Here is an 18,825-nt window from a genome sequence, read left to right on the forward strand (position 1 = left end):
GGTGTCCGGCCTGTTAGCCACCGTCGCCTTCGGGATCATCGCCCGACGACTTGGCGCCAGCATCGGGGCGCCAGGACCACGCAGCTTCACGTCCGCAAGGGCATCGTTCGTCCGCATGCCCCTAGGACATGCTGCGAGCCTTCGCGGCCACCGCATTCCCGCCTCACGCCTCGTGACGATCGCGAAACGCCCCTCGCAAGCGAAGCGGGATGGAGGGAGAAGACCATGGATTCTGGAAAAACGAAAGTGAAATTTTTGACGGAGTTCGACTGATCGAGCGGACGAGATTGAAATCGCGGGCGAAATAAGTTCTTCGCCGCGACGGGAATAGAGCAACGGGACGACCGGCAACCTCCGTCAATCGCCATCGATCGCACCCGAGAACTGATCCGATTTGCCCGACGGGCAGTCGCGACAAGCAAGCGTCCGAGTGGGTTGCTCCGTCATGCCCGGGCTTGTCCCGGGCATCCACGTCCTTCCCGGGAGGCCTCGCGACGTGGATGGCCGGGACGAGCACGGCCATGACGACGCGGAGATGGGCCGCCACAAACTCAGATCATCATATGCGATCGCCCGGCCCGACCTCGCACCCGTCTCAATCGTACAGCACCGCCGCGATCTTCGGATCGGTGATGTTGGACTTGTCGTACCAGTAGAAGCCGGTGTCGGTGACCTTCGGCAGCTTCTCGCCCTTTAACGCCTTGACCGCCGACTCCACTGTGCAGCTGCCGATGCCGATCGGATTTTGCGTGATCGCGCCCGCCATCTCGCCCGAGCTGATCGCCGCCTTCTGCTGCTTGCCGGAATCGTAGCCGATCACGACGATCTTCTTCTTCATCTCCTTGACGCCGTTCAGCACGCCGATCGCGGAGCCCTCGTTGGCGCCGAAGATGCCCTTGAGGTTCGGATTGGCCTGCAGGATCGACTTGGTGATCTCGGTCGACTTCAGCTGATCGCCGCCGCCATACTGCACGCTGACGATCTTGATGTTCGGATGCTTGTCCTTGATGCGCTTCAGGAAGCCGTCGCGACGATCGATGCCGGTGCGGCTGGTCTGGTCGTGCACGACCACGGCGACGTCGCCGGCATCCCCGATCATGTCCGCCATCTTGTCGGCGGCGAGGCCGGCCGCGGCGAGGTTGTCGGTGGTGCAGGTCGTCAACGGAATGTCGCTGTCGACGCCGGAGTCGAAGGCGATCACCGGGATCTTGCCCGCATCGGCCTTCTTCAGCAGCGGAATCGCTGCCTTGGAATCGAGCGCGGCGAAGCCGATCGCCTGCGGCTTCTTGGCGAGCGCCGCCGAGAGCATGTCGATCTGCTTGTCGACCATGGCCTCGGTCTCCGGCCCCTCGAAGGTGATCTTGACGTTGGCGGCCTTCGCGGCCTGCTCGGCGCCGAGCTTCACCGCCTGCCAGAACTGGTGCTGGAAGCCCTTGGAGACAAGGGGGATGTAGACATCGTCGGCGCGCGCGCTCGCGGACACTCCCGCGACCATGACGGCGCCGAGCGCGACGCCGAGGAGATGCTTGCTCAACATTGGTGTTTCCTCTGCTCTCTTCAGTGACCTTATCGTTACATTGATGATCGTGGTCGTGGCCGCTCGCTGTCGGCGGGCAGCGCAATCTTCAGCGCGACGTCGTAGCGGTGCTGGTAGCTGGTCCTCCTTGAAGGGTCAGGCGCGGTTTCGACGGAGCATGTCGGCGTAAACAGCGAGAATGATGATGACCCCGGTGACGACGAATTGCCATTCCTGGGCCACCGACAGGATGCGCAGGCCGTTGGTCAGTACGCTCATGATGAATGCGCCGATGATGGTGCCGAGGATGGTGCCGGTCCCGCCGCTCAGCGACGTCCCGCCGATCACGACGGCGGCGATCGCATCGAGCTCATAGCCCTGGCCGAGCGCGGGTTGCGCGGAATTGATACGTGAAGCGAGCAGCAGGCCGGCGACGCCGCAGATGGCGCCGCCGAGGCCGTAGATGACGATCTTCCAGCGATCGACATTGACGCCGGACAGCCGCACCGCTTCCTCGTTGCTGCCGATCGCGAAGGTGTAGCGGCCGAGCGCGGTGCGGTTGAGGACGACGGCCGCCAGCACCGCCATCACGAACAGGATCAGGGCCGCATTGGGAATCGGCAGGGCAGGAACGACAGTGCCGAGCAGCGAGTCCTGCGAGATCATCGAGAAGTTCTCGGTGTTGCTGAAATAGATCGGCTTGCTGCCGGAGACGACCAGGGCCAGCCCCTTCAGCACCAGCATCATGCCGAGCGTCGCGATGAACGGCGGCACCTTCATCTTGGTGATGACCGTGCCCGACAGCGCGCCGCTGAGCGCGCCGGTGGCGATCGCCGCGACGATGCCGGTCCACATCGGCAGCTCCCAATAGGTGAGGAACACGCCGGCCATCACCGCGCAGAAGGTCATCAGCGTGCCGACCGACAGATCGATGCCGGCCGTGATGATGACGAAGGTCGAGGCGATCGCCAGCACGCCATTGACCGCGGTCGCCTGCAGGATGTTGATCATGTTGTCGGTCTGCATGAACGCCGGCGACGCGAAGCTGAAATAGACCAGCAGCAGCACGAGGCTCGCGAACGCCAGCAGCTTCTGCAGCGCTGCGGGCCCGAGCAGACGGCGCCGCAGCGCCGCCATCGCGCCGCTCGGCGCGAGGCCATCCTTGACCTGATCCTTGACCAATGCGGGGTCGCTCATGCCGTCAGCCTGCCTTCATGGTTTCGCGCTGGGTGGCCAGCTGCATGATCCGCTCCTGCGTGGCCTCGTCCGGCGACAATTCGCCGGTGATGCGGCCCTCGCACATCACGACGATGCGATCGCTCATCCTGATCACCTCGGGAAGCTCCGACGAGATCATCACGATCGCCTTGCCCTGGTCGGCCAGCGAGCGGAGCAGGCGGTAGATCTCGTTCTTGGCGCCGATGTCGATGCCGCGGGTCGGCTCGTCGAAGAACAGGATGTCGCAATCGCGATCGAGCCATTTGGCGATCACGATCTTCTGCTGGTTGCCGCCGGAAAGCAGGCGAACCTGCTGCGACACCGAAGGCGTGCGGATGTTCAGCATCCGGATGAAGCGGCCGGCGGTGTCGCGGATCGCGCGCTTCCTGAGCACGAACTTCATTGCAAGGTAGTTCGCGAGGTTCGACATCACGACGTTGGATTCGACGTCCATGCCGGTGGCGAGGCCGAAGCGCTTGCGGTCCTCGGAGAGATAGCCGATGCCGTGGGCGACCGCATGCGCCGGCGAGCGGATCGTCACCTTGCGATTGTCGACGAGAATATCCCCGGACGGAACGGCGTCGGCGCCGAAGATCGCGCGCGCGACCTCGGTGCGGCCGGCGCCCATCAGTCCGGCAAAGCCGAGGATTTCGCCCTTGCGCAAGGTGAAGCTGACGTCGCGGACCAGCGGCCCGCAATTCAGCCTGCGCACCTCGAGCGCGATCTCGCCGGCCGGCGCCGTGCCCGCCACGCGCGCATCGCTCAGGCTGCGCCCGACCATCATGCCGATGATGGTCTCGATCGTGGTGCTCTCGGCCGGCACCGTCGCGACATACTCGCCGTCGCGTAGCACGGTGACGCGATCGGCGATCTGCTTCAGCTCGTCCATCTTGTGGGAGATGTAGACGATGCCGACGCCGCGTGCCTTCAAGGCGCGGATCATCTTGAACAGCTCGGCGATCTCGCGATTGTTCAGCGCGGCGGTCGGCTCGTCCATGATCAGGACGCGCGAGTTGAAGGACAGCGCCTTGGCGATCTCCACCATCTGCTGCCTGGCCACCGTCAGCCCGCCGACTGTCGTGCGCGGGTCGATCGACAGATTGAGCTGGGCAAGCAGCTCGGCCGCCTGCCGGTTGAGCCTGTCCTCATCGAGCAGCAGCCCGAACGCCTTCATCGGCTCGCGCCCGATGAAGATGTTCTGCGCCACCGTGAGGTGGTTCATCAGCTGCAGCTCCTGATGAATGATCCCGATGCCGGCGGCCTGCGCCTCGCGCGGTCCTGGAAAATCGACGCTGGCGCCGTCGTAGATGATCTCGCCGGAGTCCTTGCGGTAGACGCCGGCGAGGATCTTCATCAAGGTCGACTTGCCGGCGCCGTTCTCGCCCATCACGGCATGGACCTCGCCTGCGCGCAGCTCGAACCTGATATTGTGCAGCGCCCGGACGCCGGGGAAGCTCTTGCACAGGCCGTGAACGGAGATGAGCGGCGCGCTCATGCGTCAGCGCATGTGGTGAGGGAGGTCGCGTACAATCGCCACGGGGCGATGGTCGCGACATTGGCGGCGACACCATGCACGGCGAGCGACATATCGCATCGCAAGCGCGATCACATTCATCCTCCCCGGCCTTCGCACGCATCATGTCGAACGCGTACGAGACCGCGTCCATTCAATGGCGCGGCGTTGTGGTCAGGCTATTCATCCGGGGATGAAAGTCTATAGGTAAAATCGACAGGCCTTGCGATGCGCATGCAGGACGCGACCGCGGAATAGCGACGACGCGCCCGGTGGCGAGATCGAACACGTCGTGCGTTGGATTTGCGCGATCTCGACAACGACGGTGAGCCCCCCTCCCCCTTGCGGGGAGGGGTCGGGGGTGGGGGTCCCCGGGCGATACTTGATGTGATGAGTTCGGGTCGAGACGTGCAACGACGAAAAGTAATCGTCTGGGCAGGTGAGACGGTGCCTCAAGCGGGGCTCACTGGGTGTGGACCCCCACCCCCGACCCCTCCCCGCAAGGGGGAGGGGAGTGCACCTTCGGCGCGGCGGAACCTCGGCTCCGCCTACGCCGTGAGCTTCTCCAGCTCCTTGATGATCGCCTCGCCCATCTGCGTAGTCGAGGCGGGGGTCGAACCCTCGGCCTTGATGTCGGCGGTGCGCAGGCCTGACGCCAGCACGGCGGCGATGGCGGCGTCGAGCTTGTCGGCGAGCGCGCCCATGTCGAAGGAGTAGCGCAGCGCCATGCCGAACGACGTCAGCATCGCGATCGGGTTGGCGAGACCCTTGCCGGCAATGTCCGGCGCCGAGCCGTGCACCGGCTCGTACAGCGCGCGGCGCTTGTGGGTCTTGGCGTCGACCTCGCCGAGCGAAGCGGACGGCAGCATGCCGAGTGAGCCGGTCAGCATCGCCGCGATGTCCGAGAGCATGTCGCCGAACAGGTTGTCGGTGACGATGACGTCGAACATCTTCGGATACTTGACCAGATTCATGCCGCCGGAATCGGCGAGCTGGTGCTCGAGCGTGACGTCCTTGTATTCGCGATTGTGGACCGCGGTGACGACCTCGTTCCAGAGCACGCCCGACTTCATGACGTTGCGCTTCTCCATCGACGTCACCTTGTTGCGGCGCTTGCGCGCGAGGTCGAAGGCGACGCGGGCGATGCGCTCGATCTCATAGGTGTCGTAGACCTGGGTATCGACGGCGCGCTTCTGGCCGTTGCCGAGATCGGTGATGGTCTTGGGCTCGCCGAAATACACGCCGCCGGTGAGCTCGCGCACGATCATGATGTCGAGGCCCTCGACGATCTCGCGCTTCAGGCTGGAGGCATCGGCGAGCGCCGGATAGCACACGGCCGGACGCAGATTGGCGAACAGGCCGAGATCCTTGCGCAGGCGCAAGAGGCCCGCCTCGGGGCGGACCTCGTAGGGAACGCCATCCCATTTCGGGCCGCCGACGGCGCCGAAGATGATGGCGTCCGCCGCCTTGGCCTTGTCCATGTCGGCTTCGGAGATCGACGCGCCGTGGGCGTCATAGGCCGCGCCGCCGACCAGCCCGTCCTCGGTCTCGAACGAGGCGAGCCCCTTGGCGTTGAGCCAGCCGATCAGCCGCTTCACCTCCGCCATCACTTCGGGGCCGATGCCGTCGCCGGGCAGCAAAAGGAGCTTCTGGGTCGCCATGGTCGTTGTCCTCGCGGGGCTTGTCATGCCCGGGCGTTGCGCGGGCATCCAGCATTCCTGGCCGGATTGCCGGCCAAACCGGCAATGACGGGAACGAAAATCCGCGCGGAGTGCTAAAGCCCTCCTGCACGGTTGGCAAGCCACCATTGCCGCCGCACGTCTTCTGGACCGGCGCGCCGAGCTGCTATGTTCTCCAGGATCGCCGCTAGAGAGCATGGACTGCCGGACGATCGCTGCGCCGGAGCATGTCTTGCTGAATCCCACGCCCGATCCGCCTCCGGCCCATCCGGCGCGGCTCAACCTGACGCTCTCGCTCGGCCCCATCGTCGGCCTCGGCATCGGCCGCTTCGCCTATGCGCTGGTGCTGCCGGACATGCGGGACTCGCTGCACTGGTCGTACTCGGCCGCGGGTTTCATGAACACCGTGAACGCCGCCGGCTATCTGATCGGCGCGCTGATCGCGTCGCGTCTGATCGGCCGAATCGGCGCACCGGCGACGGTGCGTGGCGGAACCCTGGCGGCGCTGGCCTCGCTCGCGGTCTGCGCCCTGACAGGCGACTTCGTCGCGCTCAGCCTGGCGCGGCTGATCACCGGCATCGGCGCGGGCGTCGCCTTCGTCGCCGGCGGCACGCTGGCGGCGCGGATCGCGCAATCGCGGCCGGCCCAGGCGAGCTTCATCCTCAGCCTGTTCTATGCCGGACCGCCGCTCGGCATCGTCGCCTCCGGCCTGGTGGCGCCGTTCGTGCTGCAGGCGTTCGGACCCGGCTCGTGGTGGATCGTCTGGCTGGCGCTGACCGCGCTTGGCTGCGTGCTGATCCTGCCGCTGCTGCTGACGCCGATCCCGGCGATGGCGGCCGTGCCCGGCGGCGGCGCAGCCCCGGTGTCGCTGCGGCCGATGGCGATCTATCTATTCGGCTACTTCCTCTATGGCGCCGGCTACATCGCCTATCTCACCTTCATGATCGCCTATGTCCGCGACCTCGGCGGCGGCGCCGCGGCCCAGTCCGCGTTCTGGTGCCTGATCGGGCTGGCCGGCTTCACCACGCCGTGGGTGTGGCGCCGCGTGCTGGCGCTGGATCGCGGCGGTATGCCGGCCGCGATCATCCTCACCGTCAACGCCATCGGCGCCGCGCTGCCGGCGCTCAGCCATTCGCCAGCCATGCTGGCGCTGTCGGCCGCGATCTTCGGCGTCGCCTTCTCCACCGTCACCACGGCAACCACCGCGTTCGTGCGCTTCAACCTGCCGCAGGCGGCGTGGTCGCGCGCGATCGCGGCCCTGACCATCGTGTTCGGCATCGGCCAGACGTTGGGTCCGTTCGTGGTCGGGGCGATCACCGATGCGCTGGGCAGCCTGACCTATGCGCTGAATGTGTCGGCGGCCTTGTTGCTGTTAGGGGCGGTCATGGCGGCGATGCAGGGGAAGTTGAAAGCCGCCGATCGAGCCTAACAAATGGTGTCGTCCCGGCGAACGCCGGGACCCATACCGCGGAAGCCATCGAGGGACGAGGCTGCCAGTTGCCCGCGTCATCACCGCCGGTGGCTATGGGTCCCGGCTCAAGGCCGGGACGACAGCGGAGGATGTGGCGGCGATCGCGGCTCAATCGATCGACGTCTTCAGCTCCCGCTGAACGAATTGTACCCCTGGTCCTCCCAATAGCCGCCCTTGTAATCGTTGGTGACTTCCATCGCGACGACGTATTTCGGGTTCTTGAAGCCGAGCTTGGTGGGGACGCGGATCTTCATCGGGAAGCCATAGGCGCGCGGCAGGATCTGGTCGGCGAACTTGAAGGTCATCTGGGTCTGCGGATGCAGCGCGGTGCGCATGTCCAGAGGCGAGTTGTAGCCGTCCTTGTCGGCGCAGTTGAACCAGACATATTTCGCGCGGGTGTCCGCGCCGATCAGCTTGAGGAAATCGCGCAGCGGCGTGCCGGTCCAGGAGCCGATCGCGCTCCAGCCCTCGACGCAGATGTGGCGCGTGATCTGCGTCACCTGGGGCAGCGCATGCAGCTCGTCGAGCGTCCACGACTTCTTGTTGTCGACGAGGCCGCGCACCTCGAGCTTCCAGTCGGCGGCGTCGATCTCCGGCGCCTCGTCGAGCGTGTAGTAGGCATTGAACGGGAACGGCTTGGTGATCGCGCTCTCCGGGAAGGTCGGCGCCAGCGCGTCCGGATTGAACATCCAGGCCTGCACCGCGTCGTTGAACTTCGAGACCTTCTTGAGCAGCTCCTCGGCGGTGTCGCCATCGACGACGTCGCAGCCGGCGAGCAAGGTCAGCGCGCCGAGGCTGGCGCCACCGGTGATGAAGCGGCGCCGCGTGAGATCGGGCATCACCTTCAGCGAGTCCTTGATCAGGAGCCGCTTGTCGACGCCGGGAATGAAGAACGGACGTTTCGCCATGGCTGTCTCTCCTCTCAGCGGCCGATGATCATCGCGCGCAGGCTCTTCGGCACCAGCAGCGCGAGCAGGATATGGATCACCAGGAAAGCGCAGATCAGCGCCATGCAGACGAAATGGACGTAGCGCGCCGCCGGATAGTCGCCGAACAGGCTCACCAGCCAGTGCAGCTGCACCGGCTTCCACATCGACAGGCCTGTGAGCACGACGACGATGCCCACGCAGATGATGCCGAGATAGAGCAGCTTCTGCACCGCGTTGTAGACGGTGAGGTCGTCATGGGCGAGCTTGAAGGTCAGCGCGGCCTTGAGGTCGGCGATGACGGACGCCGGCGAGATCGGCAGCAGCTTGCGGCGGAACCGGCCGGTAGCGAGACCGGTGACGAGATAGGCAAGGCCGTTCAGCATCAGCAGCCACATCGCCGCGAAATGCCACAGCAGCGCGCCGCCGAGCCAACCGCCGAGCGTGAAGCTGCGGTCGAAGCGGAAGTCGAACAGCGGCGAGGCGTTGTAGATTTGCCAGCCCGACATGATCATCATGATCATCGCGACGGCGTTGATCCAATGCATGACGCGCACCCAGGCCGGCTGAATGACTTTGGTCGCGACTGCGGTTGCAGGCCCCTCGGTCGCCGCGAGGGTCGAGGGGGCGCTGGTGGTGGCGCTCGTCATGGCGGTCGGCTCCGTCGCTTGCATTTACGTCGCTTGCATTCGTCACGCCAAGTATACGCCGGCTCGGCGGGCTCCGTTACACCCGCGGCGCCGATCAAAACGATAGGCAGAATCGATCGCGTTCACAAAAAAGCGAGCCGGGGTGGCCCGGCTCGCTCCTGGTCACATCCGCGAGGAGGAGGAAGAAACGGATGTGTCCGGTGTCGCGCCGGGCCTCACGACGCCGGCATCAGCACGGTGTCGACCACGTGGATGACGCCGTTCGACTGGTTGACGTTCGGGATCGTCACCATCGAAGTGCCGCCCTTGGCGTCGACGATCATGACGTTCCTGCCCTCGCGCTTGACGGTGAGCTGCTCGCCCTCGACCGTCTTCAGCATCTGGCCGTCCTTCAGGTCGGACGCCTCGAGCTTGCCGGGCACGACGTGGTAGGTGAGGATCTTGGTCAGCGTCGCCTTGTTCTCCGGCTTGACCAGGCTGTCGACGGTGCCGGCCGGCAGCTTGCCGAAGGCGGTGTTGGTCGGCGCGAACACCGTGAACGGGCCCTTGCCTTCCAGCGTCGGCACCAGGCCCGCGGCCTTCACCGCGGCGACCAGCGTCGTATGATCCTTCGAGTTGACCGCGTTCTGCACGATGTTCTTCGACGGATACATCGCCGCGCCTCCGACCATCACGGTCTTCTCCTCGGCGCTGGCGGGCGCGACGAAGGTCGAGGTCAGCGACAGCGCGCCGAAGGCGGCGGCAGCGAGAAAGGCAATGCGCTTGGACATGGGTAGCTCCCTAATGAAGACAGCGGCAGAGCCGCACGATGAGTTCGACTGCGACATCGATGCGTTGGAGAGCGCTGTTGCTCTCGCGTCGTGTCGAGCCGAGCTACGGACGCTTTTGGAAGCTGGTTTCGGCGAATAACTTAACGTGATCCGTGAAACCTCAGGGCATCGAGATCGTCTCGCCGACTCATTGAACGAGATCCGCGCCGCAATGTCGCAGCCTGCTGCGAACTGATCAGCTCTCTGTCGGTCATTGGCCGATGCCGATGACCGATCATCGTCGTCATTAACTACAATGCGAGCCGAGCCCGGCCGAACCTGCCGAAAACATTGCGAGTAAGACTTTCTTAAGGTTGATTGGTCGGCACGGCGCCGGCTGCGGGAAGGGGATGTCCCGCACTGTCCGGCGCGATCGGCGGGGGTTTCCTACAGTGAACAGAACGATCTGGATTGCGGGGTTCTGCCTCGTGATAATCTGCTGCTTGCTTGCAACGAAGATGGTGCTTGCCGCGGTATCGCCCGGCGACATCGCGGGCGAAGCGACGTCGTCGCTGATCCGCGAGCCGATTCCCGGCGTTGATACGTTGAACGAGTCCGATCGCAGTTTCGAATCACCGCCGCTCGATCTCAACGAAGGCGCGCGCCTGCCGCTGCTCTCGAGGGCCGTGCGCGCGGAGGGACGTGGTGCGTCGGCTGCCCGCCGTGCCAAGCCGGCCAGCAAGTCGACCGTGCTGCGGCCGGCCAAGCGCGAGGCCGCGACGGTGAAGAGCGCGGCGGTGCCGTGCCGGCAGCTCGATCCGATCGCCCGCTTCCTTGCGTCGGCCAAGATCGGGACGCGCTGCCAGGCTTGATCGTTAGCTGCGTCAGGCCGAGACGGCCGTCACCACTTGCGCCAGCAATTGCTCGCGCCGCGTCTGCGAGCGCTGGCCCTTCATGGTGGCGGCGAAGCGTTCGAGAATGCCGTCCTCGAACGCCGTGACGATGGTGTCATGCACATAGCTGCGGCGGCAGATCGCCGGCGTGTTGGTGAGCTCGTCGGCGGCGGCGCGGATCGCTTCCAGGATCTGCTTCTTGCGGCCGCGCGCGCTCGGCGCCGGCGTGATCCGCGACAAGGTCTCCAGCGCGACGGCGGAGGCCATCAGCGTGCGGAAATCCTTCAGCGAGATCTTGATGCCAGCGATCTCGCGCAGGAAGGCATTGACCTGCGTGGTCGAGACCGCACGCACGACGCCCTGCGCGTCGCGATACTGGAACATGCGCCGGCCGGGCACACCGCGCAGGATGCCGACGGCCCGCACCAACTTGGCGGCGTCGCATTCCTTGCGCACGGCCTTGCCGCCCTTGGCCTTGAAGGTGAGCACCAGGCTGTCGTCCTCGAGCGCGACGTTCGACTTCAAGAGCGTGGTGGCGCCGCGGGTGCCGTTCAGCCGCGCATAGGATTCGTTGCCGGGGCGGATCGCGGTGCGCGCAATCAGCTCGATCACGGCTGCGAGCGCGAACTCGCGCGTCGGCTCGTCGCCGGCAAGATGTTTCGATACCGCGCGACGGATGCGCGGCAGCGCGCCGACGAGCTTGGCGAGGCGATGCGCCTTGCGATGCTCGCGCACCTTCTCCCAGTCGGCGTGATAGCGGTATTGCAGCCGGCCGGCGGCATCGACGCCGACCGCCTGCAGGTGCAGGCTCGGGTCGGGGGCGTAGCGTACCTCGCGATAGGCCGGCGGCACCGCCATGGCGTGCAGGCGGCGGATCGTGCCGGCGTGGCGGATCGGGGTGCCATTGGCGCGGATGAAGGTATAGCTCTTGCCGCGCTTGATGCGGCGGATGGTCAGCTCGGCCTGGTCACCGAGCTTCAGCCCGATGCGCTTGGCGAGCTCCTCGACCGAGGTCTTGGCATTGCCCTGGGCGTCGGCGGTCTTGGCGTGGGCCAGATCCTTCAAGGTCAGCTTGCGGCGCGGCGGCTTGGACGGCCACTGGCCCAGCGCTTTCGCGAGCGCGACCTCGGCGTCGGCCGGGCCGACCCGCGGGCTCTCGAAATTCTGCTGGTCCATCATTGCTTTAGACGCCCTGCCGTCGTGTTGATCCGCTCAATGCCCCGGAGTCCGGTTTGGTTCCGGCCCAGTTATCCACAGCTTCAAGGCGATTTAGGGCGTGATGGGCCGGATAGCGAGTCCCTAATTTTGGGCAAAGCGGTTTCAAAATACCGGACGGCGACCCGATTCTGGGTAACCTTGATGCTGCTGATTGTCGCGACCTCTGCCGCGCGGCCGGCTGCCGCAACCTCCGCGCACAATTCTTTGATCCTGCGCAGACCGGGTCCCCGCCGAAGGTTCTACTTGTCTTGCCTTGTCGCCGCCGGTTACGCGGACGCATAGTGGGAACAACGACGGCCTGCGCTGGACCACGGCGGGCCGCATGTGGAGGGTGTGAAATGTCCGAGAAGATCTACGACGTTCCGGCCGAGTGGGCGAAACGCGCCTTTGTCGACGACGCGAAGTACCAGGAGATGTACGCGCGCTCGATCAAGGATCCCAACGGCTTCTGGGCCGAGCAGGCCAGGCGCGTCGACTGGGTCAAGGCGCCGACGAAGATCGAGAACGTCTCCTTCGCCCCCGGCAACATCTCGATCAAATGGTTCGAGGACGGCGTCCTCAACGCCGCCTACAACTGCGTCGACCGTCACCTCGCCACCCGCGGCGACCAGACCGCGATCATCTGGGAGGGCGACGACCCCTCGCAATCCAAGCGCATCACCTATCGCGAGCTGCACGACGAGGTGTGCAGGATGGCCAACATCCTGCGCAACCGCAACGTCAAGAAGGGCGATCGCGTCACCATCTATCTGCCGATGATTCCGGAAGCCGCCTATGCAATGCTGGCCTGCGCCCGCATCGGCGCCATCCACTCGGTGGTGTTCGCCGGGTTCTCGCCGGACTCGCTTGCCCAGCGCATCAAGGACTGCGATTCCAAGATCATCATCACCGCCGACGAGGGCCTGCGCGGCGGCCGCAAGGTGCCGCTCAAGGCCAATGTCGATGCCGCGCTGAACAAGGTCGACAATGTCGACTGGGTCGTCGTGGTCAAGCGCACCGGCGGCAAGATCGAGATGAACCCGAGCCGCGACCTCTGGTACCACGAGGCCGCGGAGATGGTGACCACCGAGTGCCCGTGCGAGCCGATGCATGCGGAGGATCCGCTGTTCATCCTCTACACCTCGGGCTCGACCGGCCAGCCCAAGGGCGTGCTGCACACCACCGGCGGCTATCTCGTCTACGCCGCGATGACGCATCAATACGTGTTCGACTATCACGACGGCGACGTCTACTGGTGCACCGCCGACGTCGGCTGGGTCACCGGCCACAGCTACATCCTCTATGGGCCGCTGGCCAATGGCGCTGTCACGCTGATGTTCGAAGGCGTGCCGAACTATCCTGACAATTCGCGGTTCTGGAACGTCATCGACAAGCACAAGGTCAACATCTTCTACACCGCGCCGACCGCGATCCGCGCCCTGATGCAGGGCGGCGACGGGCCGGTCAAGAAGACCTCGCGCGCGTCTCTGCGCCTGCTCGGCTCGGTCGGCGAGCCGATCAATCCGGAAGCCTGGGAGTGGTATCACCGCGTCGTCGGCGACGACCGCTGCCCGATCGTCGACACCTGGTGGCAGACCGAGACCGGCGGCATCCTGATCACGCCGCTGCCGGGCGCGACCAAATTGAAGCCGGGTTCGGCGACGCGGCCGTTCTTCGGTGTCGTGCCGGAGATCGTCGATGCCGACGGCAAGCCGCTGGAGGGCGCGACCGAAGGCAATCTCTGCCTCACCCGCTCCTGGCCGGGCCAGATGCGCACCGTCTATGGCGACCATGCCCGGTTCGAGATGACCTACTTCTCGACCTACAAGGGCAAGTACTTCACCGGCGACGGCTGCCGCCGCGACGCCGACGGCTACTATTGGATCACCGGCCGCGTCGACGACGTCATCAACGTCTCCGGCCACCGCATGGGCACCGCCGAGGTGGAGAGCGCGCTGGTCGCCCACGCCAAGGTCTCGGAAGCCGCCGTGGTCGGCTATCCCCACGACATCAAGGGCCAGGGCATCTACGCCTATGTCACCCTGATGGCCGGCGAGCAGCCGAGCGAGGAGCTGCGCAAGGAGCTCGTCGCCTGGGTGCGCAAGGAGATCGGCCCGATCGCCTCGCCCGACCAGATCCAGTTCGCCCCTGGCCTGCCCAAGACCCGCTCCGGCAAGATCATGCGCCGCATCCTGCGCAAGATCGCCGAGGACGAGCCGGGCGCGCTGGGCGACACCTCGACCCTCGCCGATCCCGGCGTGGTCGACGACCTCGTGCAGCACCGTCAGAACCGCAAGGAGAAGCAGGCGTAGGCACGCCATGCCCGGCGGGCGCGAGACGCGCTCGCCGCAGTCGTCAAGGCTCATCGCACTCCCGCGGCTGATTCCGCGGGAGTGTTGTTTTCAGGTCATTTACTTGCGGACGAAGTTTTTCTTTCCTCAAGCCATCCGCGTGCTCCCGGCCGGGGAGCAGGCGCCGCGGAACGGCCTGAGGGGATGGAAATGCGGACTGGGGCGGTCGGGCTGACAATAGAGGCCGCGATGGTGGCCGCGTCGGTGGTCGGAGCCATGGTCACGACTGCCGACTCTGCGTCGGCCCGTCCCGAGCTGGTCGCCATCGCCGGCGACTATTCGCCGGGCACGATCGTGGTGAGGACCGGCGAGCGGAAGCTCTATCTCGTGCTCGATGGCAGCCACGCCATGCGCTACACGGTCGGCGTCGGCAAGGCCGGCCGGCAATGGGCCGGCACCACCAAGATCGACGGCAAGTACAGATATCCGGCCTGGGCGCCGCCGGCCGACGTCAAGCGCGACAAGCCCAACATCCCCGACGTGATCCCCGGCGGCTCGCCGCAGAACCCGATGGGCGTCGCCGCCATGACGCTCGCGGGCGGCGAATATGCGATCCATGGTACCAACGTGCCGAACTCGGTCGGCGGCTACGTGTCCTACGGCTGCATCCGCATGCTCAACACCGACATCACCGATCTCTATGAGCGCGTATCGATCGGCACAACTGTGGTGGTCACGCGCTGAGTCACCGCTGCGATCCGGGAGCGCGGAGAACGCGGGACCGACGAGCCCGGCGCCGAACCGCGAACGTCGCGCGCGGACATCCCGTCAGAAGTCCGAGATGATTCCCTTTTTCTCCCAGTCGCCGTAACGGGTCGGCTCCGGCCCTTTCGGCCCCTGCAACTCCGTCGGCATCGGCTTCGTCTGTTCTGCTGCCAGTCGGCGGCGTTCCTCAGCCTCGGCCAGCGCGCGCTGCGCGGCCGGCGTCAGCGGCTTGCGCGGATTGTCGTTGCTGGCGACCACCGACAATGCGGGCCTGGTCTCAGGCCCGCTCTTGGACTCACTCTTGGGCTCGTTACTCATCGTACCATTCCACCGTTGAACCGGATCGTTCCCGATATCATCAGATCGTGTGAGCGCACGCGATAAAACAGGTCTAAAAAATGCGGAGCCGATTCTTACATTTGGCATATTCCGGTGACAGAGGACCCGCAAGCTGATGGCATGCACCCGATCGTCGCGGAACTGCCTTTCTTCTTTCGCGAGTAATTCCCAGGCATGCCTCCGCCGCGTTTTGCGACCCCTTCCGAAGTCCCAGGCCTGGCGGCACGCCGCATCGCCGCCGACGTGGTTGACGGCGTGCTGCACAAGCATCGCACCCTCGACGATCAGCTCGACGGAACCGGCGCGCATCCCGGACTGAAGCATCTCGCCGACCGCGACCGCGCGCTGATGCGCCGGCTGGTCGCCACCACCCTGCGGCGGCTCGGAACGCTCGGCCACGTGCTGTCGCGGCTGTTGGATCGCGGCGTGCCGACCGACGCGCCGCGGGCGCAGAGCGCGCTCTTGATCGGCGCCGCCCAGATCCTGTGGATGGACGTCCCCGACCACGCCGCCGTCGACCTCTCCGTCCGCCTGGTCCAGGCCGACCGCCGCGCCGCGAAGTATGCCGGGCTCGTCAACGCGGTGCTGCGGCGCTGCGCGCGCGAGGGTGCGGGCCTGCTCGACGACGCCACCGGCCAGCCGCTCGACATCGCACCCTGGCTGCTCAAGCGCTGGATCGATCATTACGGCGAAGCGACCGCGAAGGACATCGCCGCGGCGCTCGGCCAGGAGCCGTCGCTCGACCTGACAGTGAAGTCGGACCCGGCGCAATGGGCGTCGCGGCTGCATGGTGAGGTGCTGCCGACCGGGACCGTGCGCACCGTGCTGCATGGTTCGGTGACAGTCCTGCCGGGCTTCGTCGAGGGCCAATGGTGGGTGCAGGACGCCGCCGCCGCCCTGCCTGCACGGCTGCTCGGCGACGTCGGCGGCAAGACCATCGCCGACCTCTGCGCCGCACCCGGCGGCAAGACGGCCCAGCTCGCCCACGCCGGCGCCCGCGTCACCGCGGTCGACCGGTCGCCGGCCCGGATGAACCGGCTGAAGGACAACATGACCCGGCTGCAGCTCACGGCCGAGACGGTCGTGGCCGATGCCGCCGAATGGCAGCCCGCCGAAAGCGGCGGCTTCGACGGCCTGCTGCTCGATGCCCCCTGCACCTCGACCGGCACCATTCGGCGCCATCCCGATGTCGGCTGGTTGCGCAGCGAGGCCGACATCGCCGCCCTGTCAGCACTCCAGGCGCGGCTGCTGACCCGAGCGAGCGGCCTGCTCAAGCCGGGCGGAACCCTGGTCTACTGTACCTGTTCGCTGGAGCCCGAGGAGGGCGAGCAGGTGGTCGAGCGCGTGCTGGCCGAAACCACCGAGCTGCGCCGCATCCCCGTCACCCCTGGCGAGGTGGCGGGGCTGGCCGAGCTGGTCACCCCGGCCGGCGACCTGCGCACTCTGCCCTGCCATTTGCCGCACCAGGACCCCCGGCTTGGCGGTCTCGACGGTTTTTATGCGGCGAGACTGGAGCGGCGGCCGTGAGCGTGTCATCGTGCGCGCCGTGCGCCGGCCCTGCGTCGGTCGCGGGTTGAGGGCGTCGGCGTTGCGTTAGTCCGTTAAATCCTGATTTTGCACCAGATTCTGGTCCCGCGATGGTGCTGCACCGGGGCCAAAAATGGTGTATCGGCGGCAGTTGCGATCTATGAAGGATGCGCAACCGAATCCCCCTCTGAATCCAAGGCTTGGCGTGTCCGCCGCTCAACGCAGACGCATATCGACGCTGGTGATGGGCCGCTTTGCGCGCAGCCTGATGTCCAACGTCAGCGGTGTATCGGTATCCGTGTCCGGCTTGTGGCCCGGACGGGCGGACCGACTCATCATTGCGCCGCATGATCTGCGCACTTCGGACGCGACGCGGGCCGCCGAGATCTATGCCGGCCGCTTCGTCTTCGCCGGCAAGATCGTGACCTGCCATGGCCGCTCGATCTTCGACCTGGAGCCGCCATCGGAGGATTGGGAGGTCGCCCTGCTCGGCTTCGGCTGGCTGCGACATCTGCGCGCAGCCGACACCGCGCTGACCCGCGCCAACGCCCGTGCCCTGGTCGACGACTGGATCACCAACCAGATCGGCCGCCATCCGCTGAGCCGGCGCGCCGACGTGCTGGCCCGGCGGGTGATCTCGCTGCTGTCGCAGGCGCCGCTGGTGCTGGCCGATTCCGACGGCAAGTTCTACCGCCGCTATCTTCGGGGGCTGACCCGCGAGATCCGCTATCTGCGCTATTCGACCATCGACATCCCGGATGGCGCGCCGCGGCTGCAGGTGCTGATCGCACTGTGTTACGCGGCGCTGTGCCTCGCCAACCAGGCCAAGCACATCCGCAGCGCGACCCGAAAACTCTCCGACGAATTGCAGCGGCAGATCCTGCCCGATGGCGGCCACGTGTCGCGCAATCCGGGCGCGCTGATCGAGCTGCTGATCGACCTGCTGCCGCTGCGGCAGACGTTTGCGGCCCGCAACATCGCCCCGCCGCCGGCGCTGCTCAACGCCATCGACCGCATGATGCCGATGCTGCGCTTCTTCCGGCACGGCGACGGCAACATGGCGCTGTTCAATGGCATGGGCGGCACCCCGTCCGACCTGCTGGCGACCCTGCTCGCCTATGACGACACCCACGGCACGCCGATGGCGAGCATGCCGCATTCCGGTTTCCAGCGGCTCGACGCCGGACCGATGACGGTGATCGTCGACACCGGTGCGCCGCCGCCGCCGCATCTGAGCCATGAGGCCCATGCCGGCTGTCTCGCCTTCGAGATGTCCTCCGGACCGTGCCGCATCGTGATCAATTGCGGCATGCCGTCGACCGGCCGCGACAATTGGCGCGCCTTCGCGCGCAGCACGGTGGCGCATTCGACGCTGACCTATCACAACACCTCGTCCTGCACCTTCGTCGAGATGTCGGCGATGAAGCGCCTGCTGCATGGCGCGCCGATCGTGTCGGGTCCGACGCGGGTCGAGAACTTCCGCGAGGTCGTGCCTGACGGCACCGTGCTGTCGACCTCGCACAATGGCTACGCGGCGAAGTTCGGCCTCGTCCACCGCCGCGTGCTGGTGGCGGCCGAGGACGGCTCCCGGCTGGACGGCGAGGACACCGTGACGCCGGCGCAGGGCGCCCGTCTTCGCGGCGGCGGCTCGGACTACGCGCTGCGCTTCCACCTGCATCCGGCCGTCAAGGCCAGCCGGCTCAGCGACGGCCGCGGCGCCATGCTGGTGCTGCCCAATCGCGAGGTCTGGACGTTCGAGACGTTCGACGATCGCGTCGATCTCGAGGACAGCGTGTTTCTCGCCGGCAATGACGGTCCGCGCCGCACCACGCAACTGGTGATCCGGCAGGACGCGCAGCAAGCCCCATCGATCCGCTGGAGCTTCGTGCGCTCGTCGGCGTCGCCGACCGAGACCAACGGACGCCGCAATGCTCGGAGAGAGCCGGAATTGCCGCTGTAACGCTTCTCACATCATCTCACATCACCGTCCCGAGCCGTCCGCCTTCGGCGGGCCCTCGGGACGCGGCCGATGTTCGGGCGAGACCGTGCACCCACATGGTGAGCTGTGAGGCCAAGATGATCGTTTGATCG

Annotated in this window: 15 protein-coding genes; 6 read left to right on the forward strand and 9 right to left on the reverse strand. The window is 66.3% G+C overall.

The features are described from left to right. Positions 1-595 precede the first annotated feature (595 nt). The 4 genes from QX126_RS14010 to leuB all read right to left on the reverse strand — a co-directional run bounded on the left by QX126_RS14010 (position 596) and on the right by leuB (position 5,908). The gene (locus QX126_RS14010; protein WP_315781696.1) at positions 596-1,537 is read right to left on the reverse strand and encodes an ABC transporter substrate-binding protein; all 942 of its coding nucleotides are present in this window, start codon (positions 1,535-1,537) and stop codon (positions 596-598) included. Between the two features lie 135 nt (positions 1,538-1,672). After that, complete coding sequence (locus tag QX126_RS14015; protein ID WP_315781698.1) at positions 1,673-2,713, reverse strand: ABC transporter permease; 1,041 nt, start codon at positions 2,711-2,713, stop codon at positions 1,673-1,675. Between the two features lie 4 nt (positions 2,714-2,717). Next, positions 2,718-4,229 carry a sugar ABC transporter ATP-binding protein gene (locus QX126_RS14020; RefSeq protein WP_315740666.1) on the reverse strand — a complete coding sequence of 504 codons (1,512 nt, stop codon included), beginning with the start codon at positions 4,227-4,229 and terminating at the stop codon, positions 2,718-2,720. Between the two features lie 566 nt (positions 4,230-4,795). After that, on the reverse strand, positions 4,796-5,908 hold the full coding sequence (gene leuB / locus QX126_RS14025) for a 3-isopropylmalate dehydrogenase (RefSeq protein ID WP_315781700.1): 1,113 nt from the start codon (positions 5,906-5,908) through the stop codon (positions 4,796-4,798). A gap of 214 nt (positions 5,909-6,122) precedes the next feature. On the opposite strand from leuB, the gene QX126_RS14030 reads away from it, so the two are divergent. Then, positions 6,123-7,355 (forward strand): YbfB/YjiJ family MFS transporter, encoded by a 1,233-nt coding sequence (locus tag QX126_RS14030; protein ID WP_315781702.1) that lies wholly within the window; start codon positions 6,123-6,125, stop codon positions 7,353-7,355. A 167-nt stretch (positions 7,356-7,522) separates the two neighbouring features. On the opposite strand, the gene QX126_RS14035 is transcribed toward QX126_RS14030, so the two are convergent. The 3 genes from QX126_RS14035 to QX126_RS14045 form a co-directional block, all read right to left on the reverse strand. Then, positions 7,523-8,305: a molybdopterin-dependent oxidoreductase gene (locus QX126_RS14035; RefSeq protein WP_315781704.1), complete on the reverse strand. Its 783-nt coding sequence runs from the start codon at positions 8,303-8,305 to the stop codon at positions 7,523-7,525. Positions 8,306-8,319: 14 nt separating this feature from the next. Beyond that, on the reverse strand, positions 8,320-8,973 hold the full coding sequence (locus QX126_RS14040) for a cytochrome b/b6 domain-containing protein (RefSeq protein ID WP_315781706.1): 654 nt from the start codon (positions 8,971-8,973) through the stop codon (positions 8,320-8,322). Between the two features lie 215 nt (positions 8,974-9,188). Next, a complete protein-coding gene (locus tag QX126_RS14045; RefSeq protein WP_315777310.1) occupies positions 9,189-9,743 on the reverse strand; it encodes a fasciclin domain-containing protein in 555 nt (184 codons plus the stop codon). Between the two features lie 482 nt (positions 9,744-10,225). On the opposite strand from QX126_RS14045, the gene QX126_RS14050 reads away from it, so the two are divergent. Then, on the forward strand, positions 10,226-10,594 hold the full coding sequence (locus QX126_RS14050) for a hypothetical protein (RefSeq protein ID WP_315781708.1): 369 nt from the start codon (positions 10,226-10,228) through the stop codon (positions 10,592-10,594). Positions 10,595-10,606: 12 nt separating this feature from the next. Here the strand turns inward: QX126_RS14050 and QX126_RS14055 are convergent, their stop codons facing one another. Then, positions 10,607-11,794: a DNA topoisomerase IB gene (locus tag QX126_RS14055; RefSeq protein ID WP_315770588.1), complete on the reverse strand. Its 1,188-nt coding sequence runs from the start codon at positions 11,792-11,794 to the stop codon at positions 10,607-10,609. Positions 11,795-12,171: 377 nt separating this feature from the next. On the opposite strand from QX126_RS14055, the gene acs reads away from it, so the two are divergent. Beyond that, positions 12,172-14,124, forward strand: coding sequence for an acetate--CoA ligase (gene acs / locus QX126_RS14060; RefSeq protein WP_315758728.1), 1,953 nt, complete (start codon positions 12,172-12,174; stop codon positions 14,122-14,124). 228 nt (positions 14,125-14,352) lie between these two features. Next, positions 14,353-14,847, forward strand: a complete 495-nt coding sequence (locus QX126_RS14065; RefSeq protein ID WP_409999098.1) for a L,D-transpeptidase — start codon at positions 14,353-14,355, stop codon at positions 14,845-14,847. A gap of 84 nt (positions 14,848-14,931) precedes the next feature. Here the strand turns inward: QX126_RS14065 and QX126_RS14070 are convergent, their stop codons facing one another. Next, entirely contained in the window at positions 14,932-15,186 is a 255-nt protein-coding gene (locus QX126_RS14070; protein ID WP_315740657.1) for a DUF1674 domain-containing protein, read from the reverse strand. Between the two features lie 195 nt (positions 15,187-15,381). On the opposite strand from QX126_RS14070, the gene QX126_RS14075 reads away from it, so the two are divergent. Both QX126_RS14075 and QX126_RS14080 read left to right on the forward strand, forming a co-directional pair. Continuing rightward, complete coding sequence (locus QX126_RS14075; RefSeq protein ID WP_315781711.1) at positions 15,382-16,734, forward strand: RsmB/NOP family class I SAM-dependent RNA methyltransferase; 1,353 nt, start codon at positions 15,382-15,384, stop codon at positions 16,732-16,734. 244 nt (positions 16,735-16,978) lie between these two features. Then, entirely contained in the window at positions 16,979-18,694 is a 1,716-nt protein-coding gene (locus tag QX126_RS14080) for a heparinase II/III family protein (RefSeq protein WP_315758723.1), read from the forward strand. Positions 18,695-18,825: the final 131 nt, after the last annotated feature.

The sequence above is a fragment of the Bradyrhizobium sp. SZCCHNPS1003 genome (assembly GCF_032381555.1).
Classification (GTDB): domain Bacteria; phylum Pseudomonadota; class Alphaproteobacteria; order Rhizobiales; family Xanthobacteraceae; genus Bradyrhizobium.

What these genes read in the sequence shown, in the direction of transcription:
- QX126_RS14075 (WP_315781711.1), top strand. Translation starts at nt 15,382, where the DNA reads ATGCCTCCGCCGCGTTTTGCGACCCCTTCCGAAGTCCCAGGCCTGGCG.
- QX126_RS14070 (WP_315740657.1), bottom strand. Translation starts at nt 15,186, where the DNA reads ATGAGTAACGAGCCCAAGAGTGAGTCCAAGAGCGGGCCTGAGACCAGG.
- leuB (WP_315781700.1), bottom strand. Translation starts at nt 5,908, where the DNA reads ATGGCGACCCAGAAGCTCCTTTTGCTGCCCGGCGACGGCATCGGCCCC.
- QX126_RS14045 (WP_315777310.1), bottom strand. Translation starts at nt 9,743, where the DNA reads ATGTCCAAGCGCATTGCCTTTCTCGCTGCCGCCGCCTTCGGCGCGCTG.
- QX126_RS14055 (WP_315770588.1), bottom strand. Translation starts at nt 11,794, where the DNA reads ATGATGGACCAGCAGAATTTCGAGAGCCCGCGGGTCGGCCCGGCCGAC.
- QX126_RS14030 (WP_315781702.1), top strand. Translation starts at nt 6,123, where the DNA reads ATGGACTGCCGGACGATCGCTGCGCCGGAGCATGTCTTGCTGAATCCC.
- QX126_RS14080 (WP_315758723.1), top strand. Translation starts at nt 16,979, where the DNA reads ATGGGCCGCTTTGCGCGCAGCCTGATGTCCAACGTCAGCGGTGTATCG.
- acs (WP_315758728.1), top strand. Translation starts at nt 12,172, where the DNA reads ATGTCCGAGAAGATCTACGACGTTCCGGCCGAGTGGGCGAAACGCGCC.
- QX126_RS14040 (WP_315781706.1), bottom strand. Translation starts at nt 8,973, where the DNA reads ATGACGAGCGCCACCACCAGCGCCCCCTCGACCCTCGCGGCGACCGAG.
- QX126_RS14035 (WP_315781704.1), bottom strand. Translation starts at nt 8,305, where the DNA reads ATGGCGAAACGTCCGTTCTTCATTCCCGGCGTCGACAAGCGGCTCCTG.
- QX126_RS14010 (WP_315781696.1), bottom strand. Translation starts at nt 1,537, where the DNA reads ATGTTGAGCAAGCATCTCCTCGGCGTCGCGCTCGGCGCCGTCATGGTC.
- QX126_RS14015 (WP_315781698.1), bottom strand. Translation starts at nt 2,713, where the DNA reads ATGAGCGACCCCGCATTGGTCAAGGATCAGGTCAAGGATGGCCTCGCG.
- QX126_RS14065 (WP_409999098.1), top strand. Translation starts at nt 14,353, where the DNA reads ATGGTGGCCGCGTCGGTGGTCGGAGCCATGGTCACGACTGCCGACTCT.
- QX126_RS14020 (WP_315740666.1), bottom strand. Translation starts at nt 4,229, where the DNA reads ATGAGCGCGCCGCTCATCTCCGTTCACGGCCTGTGCAAGAGCTTCCCC.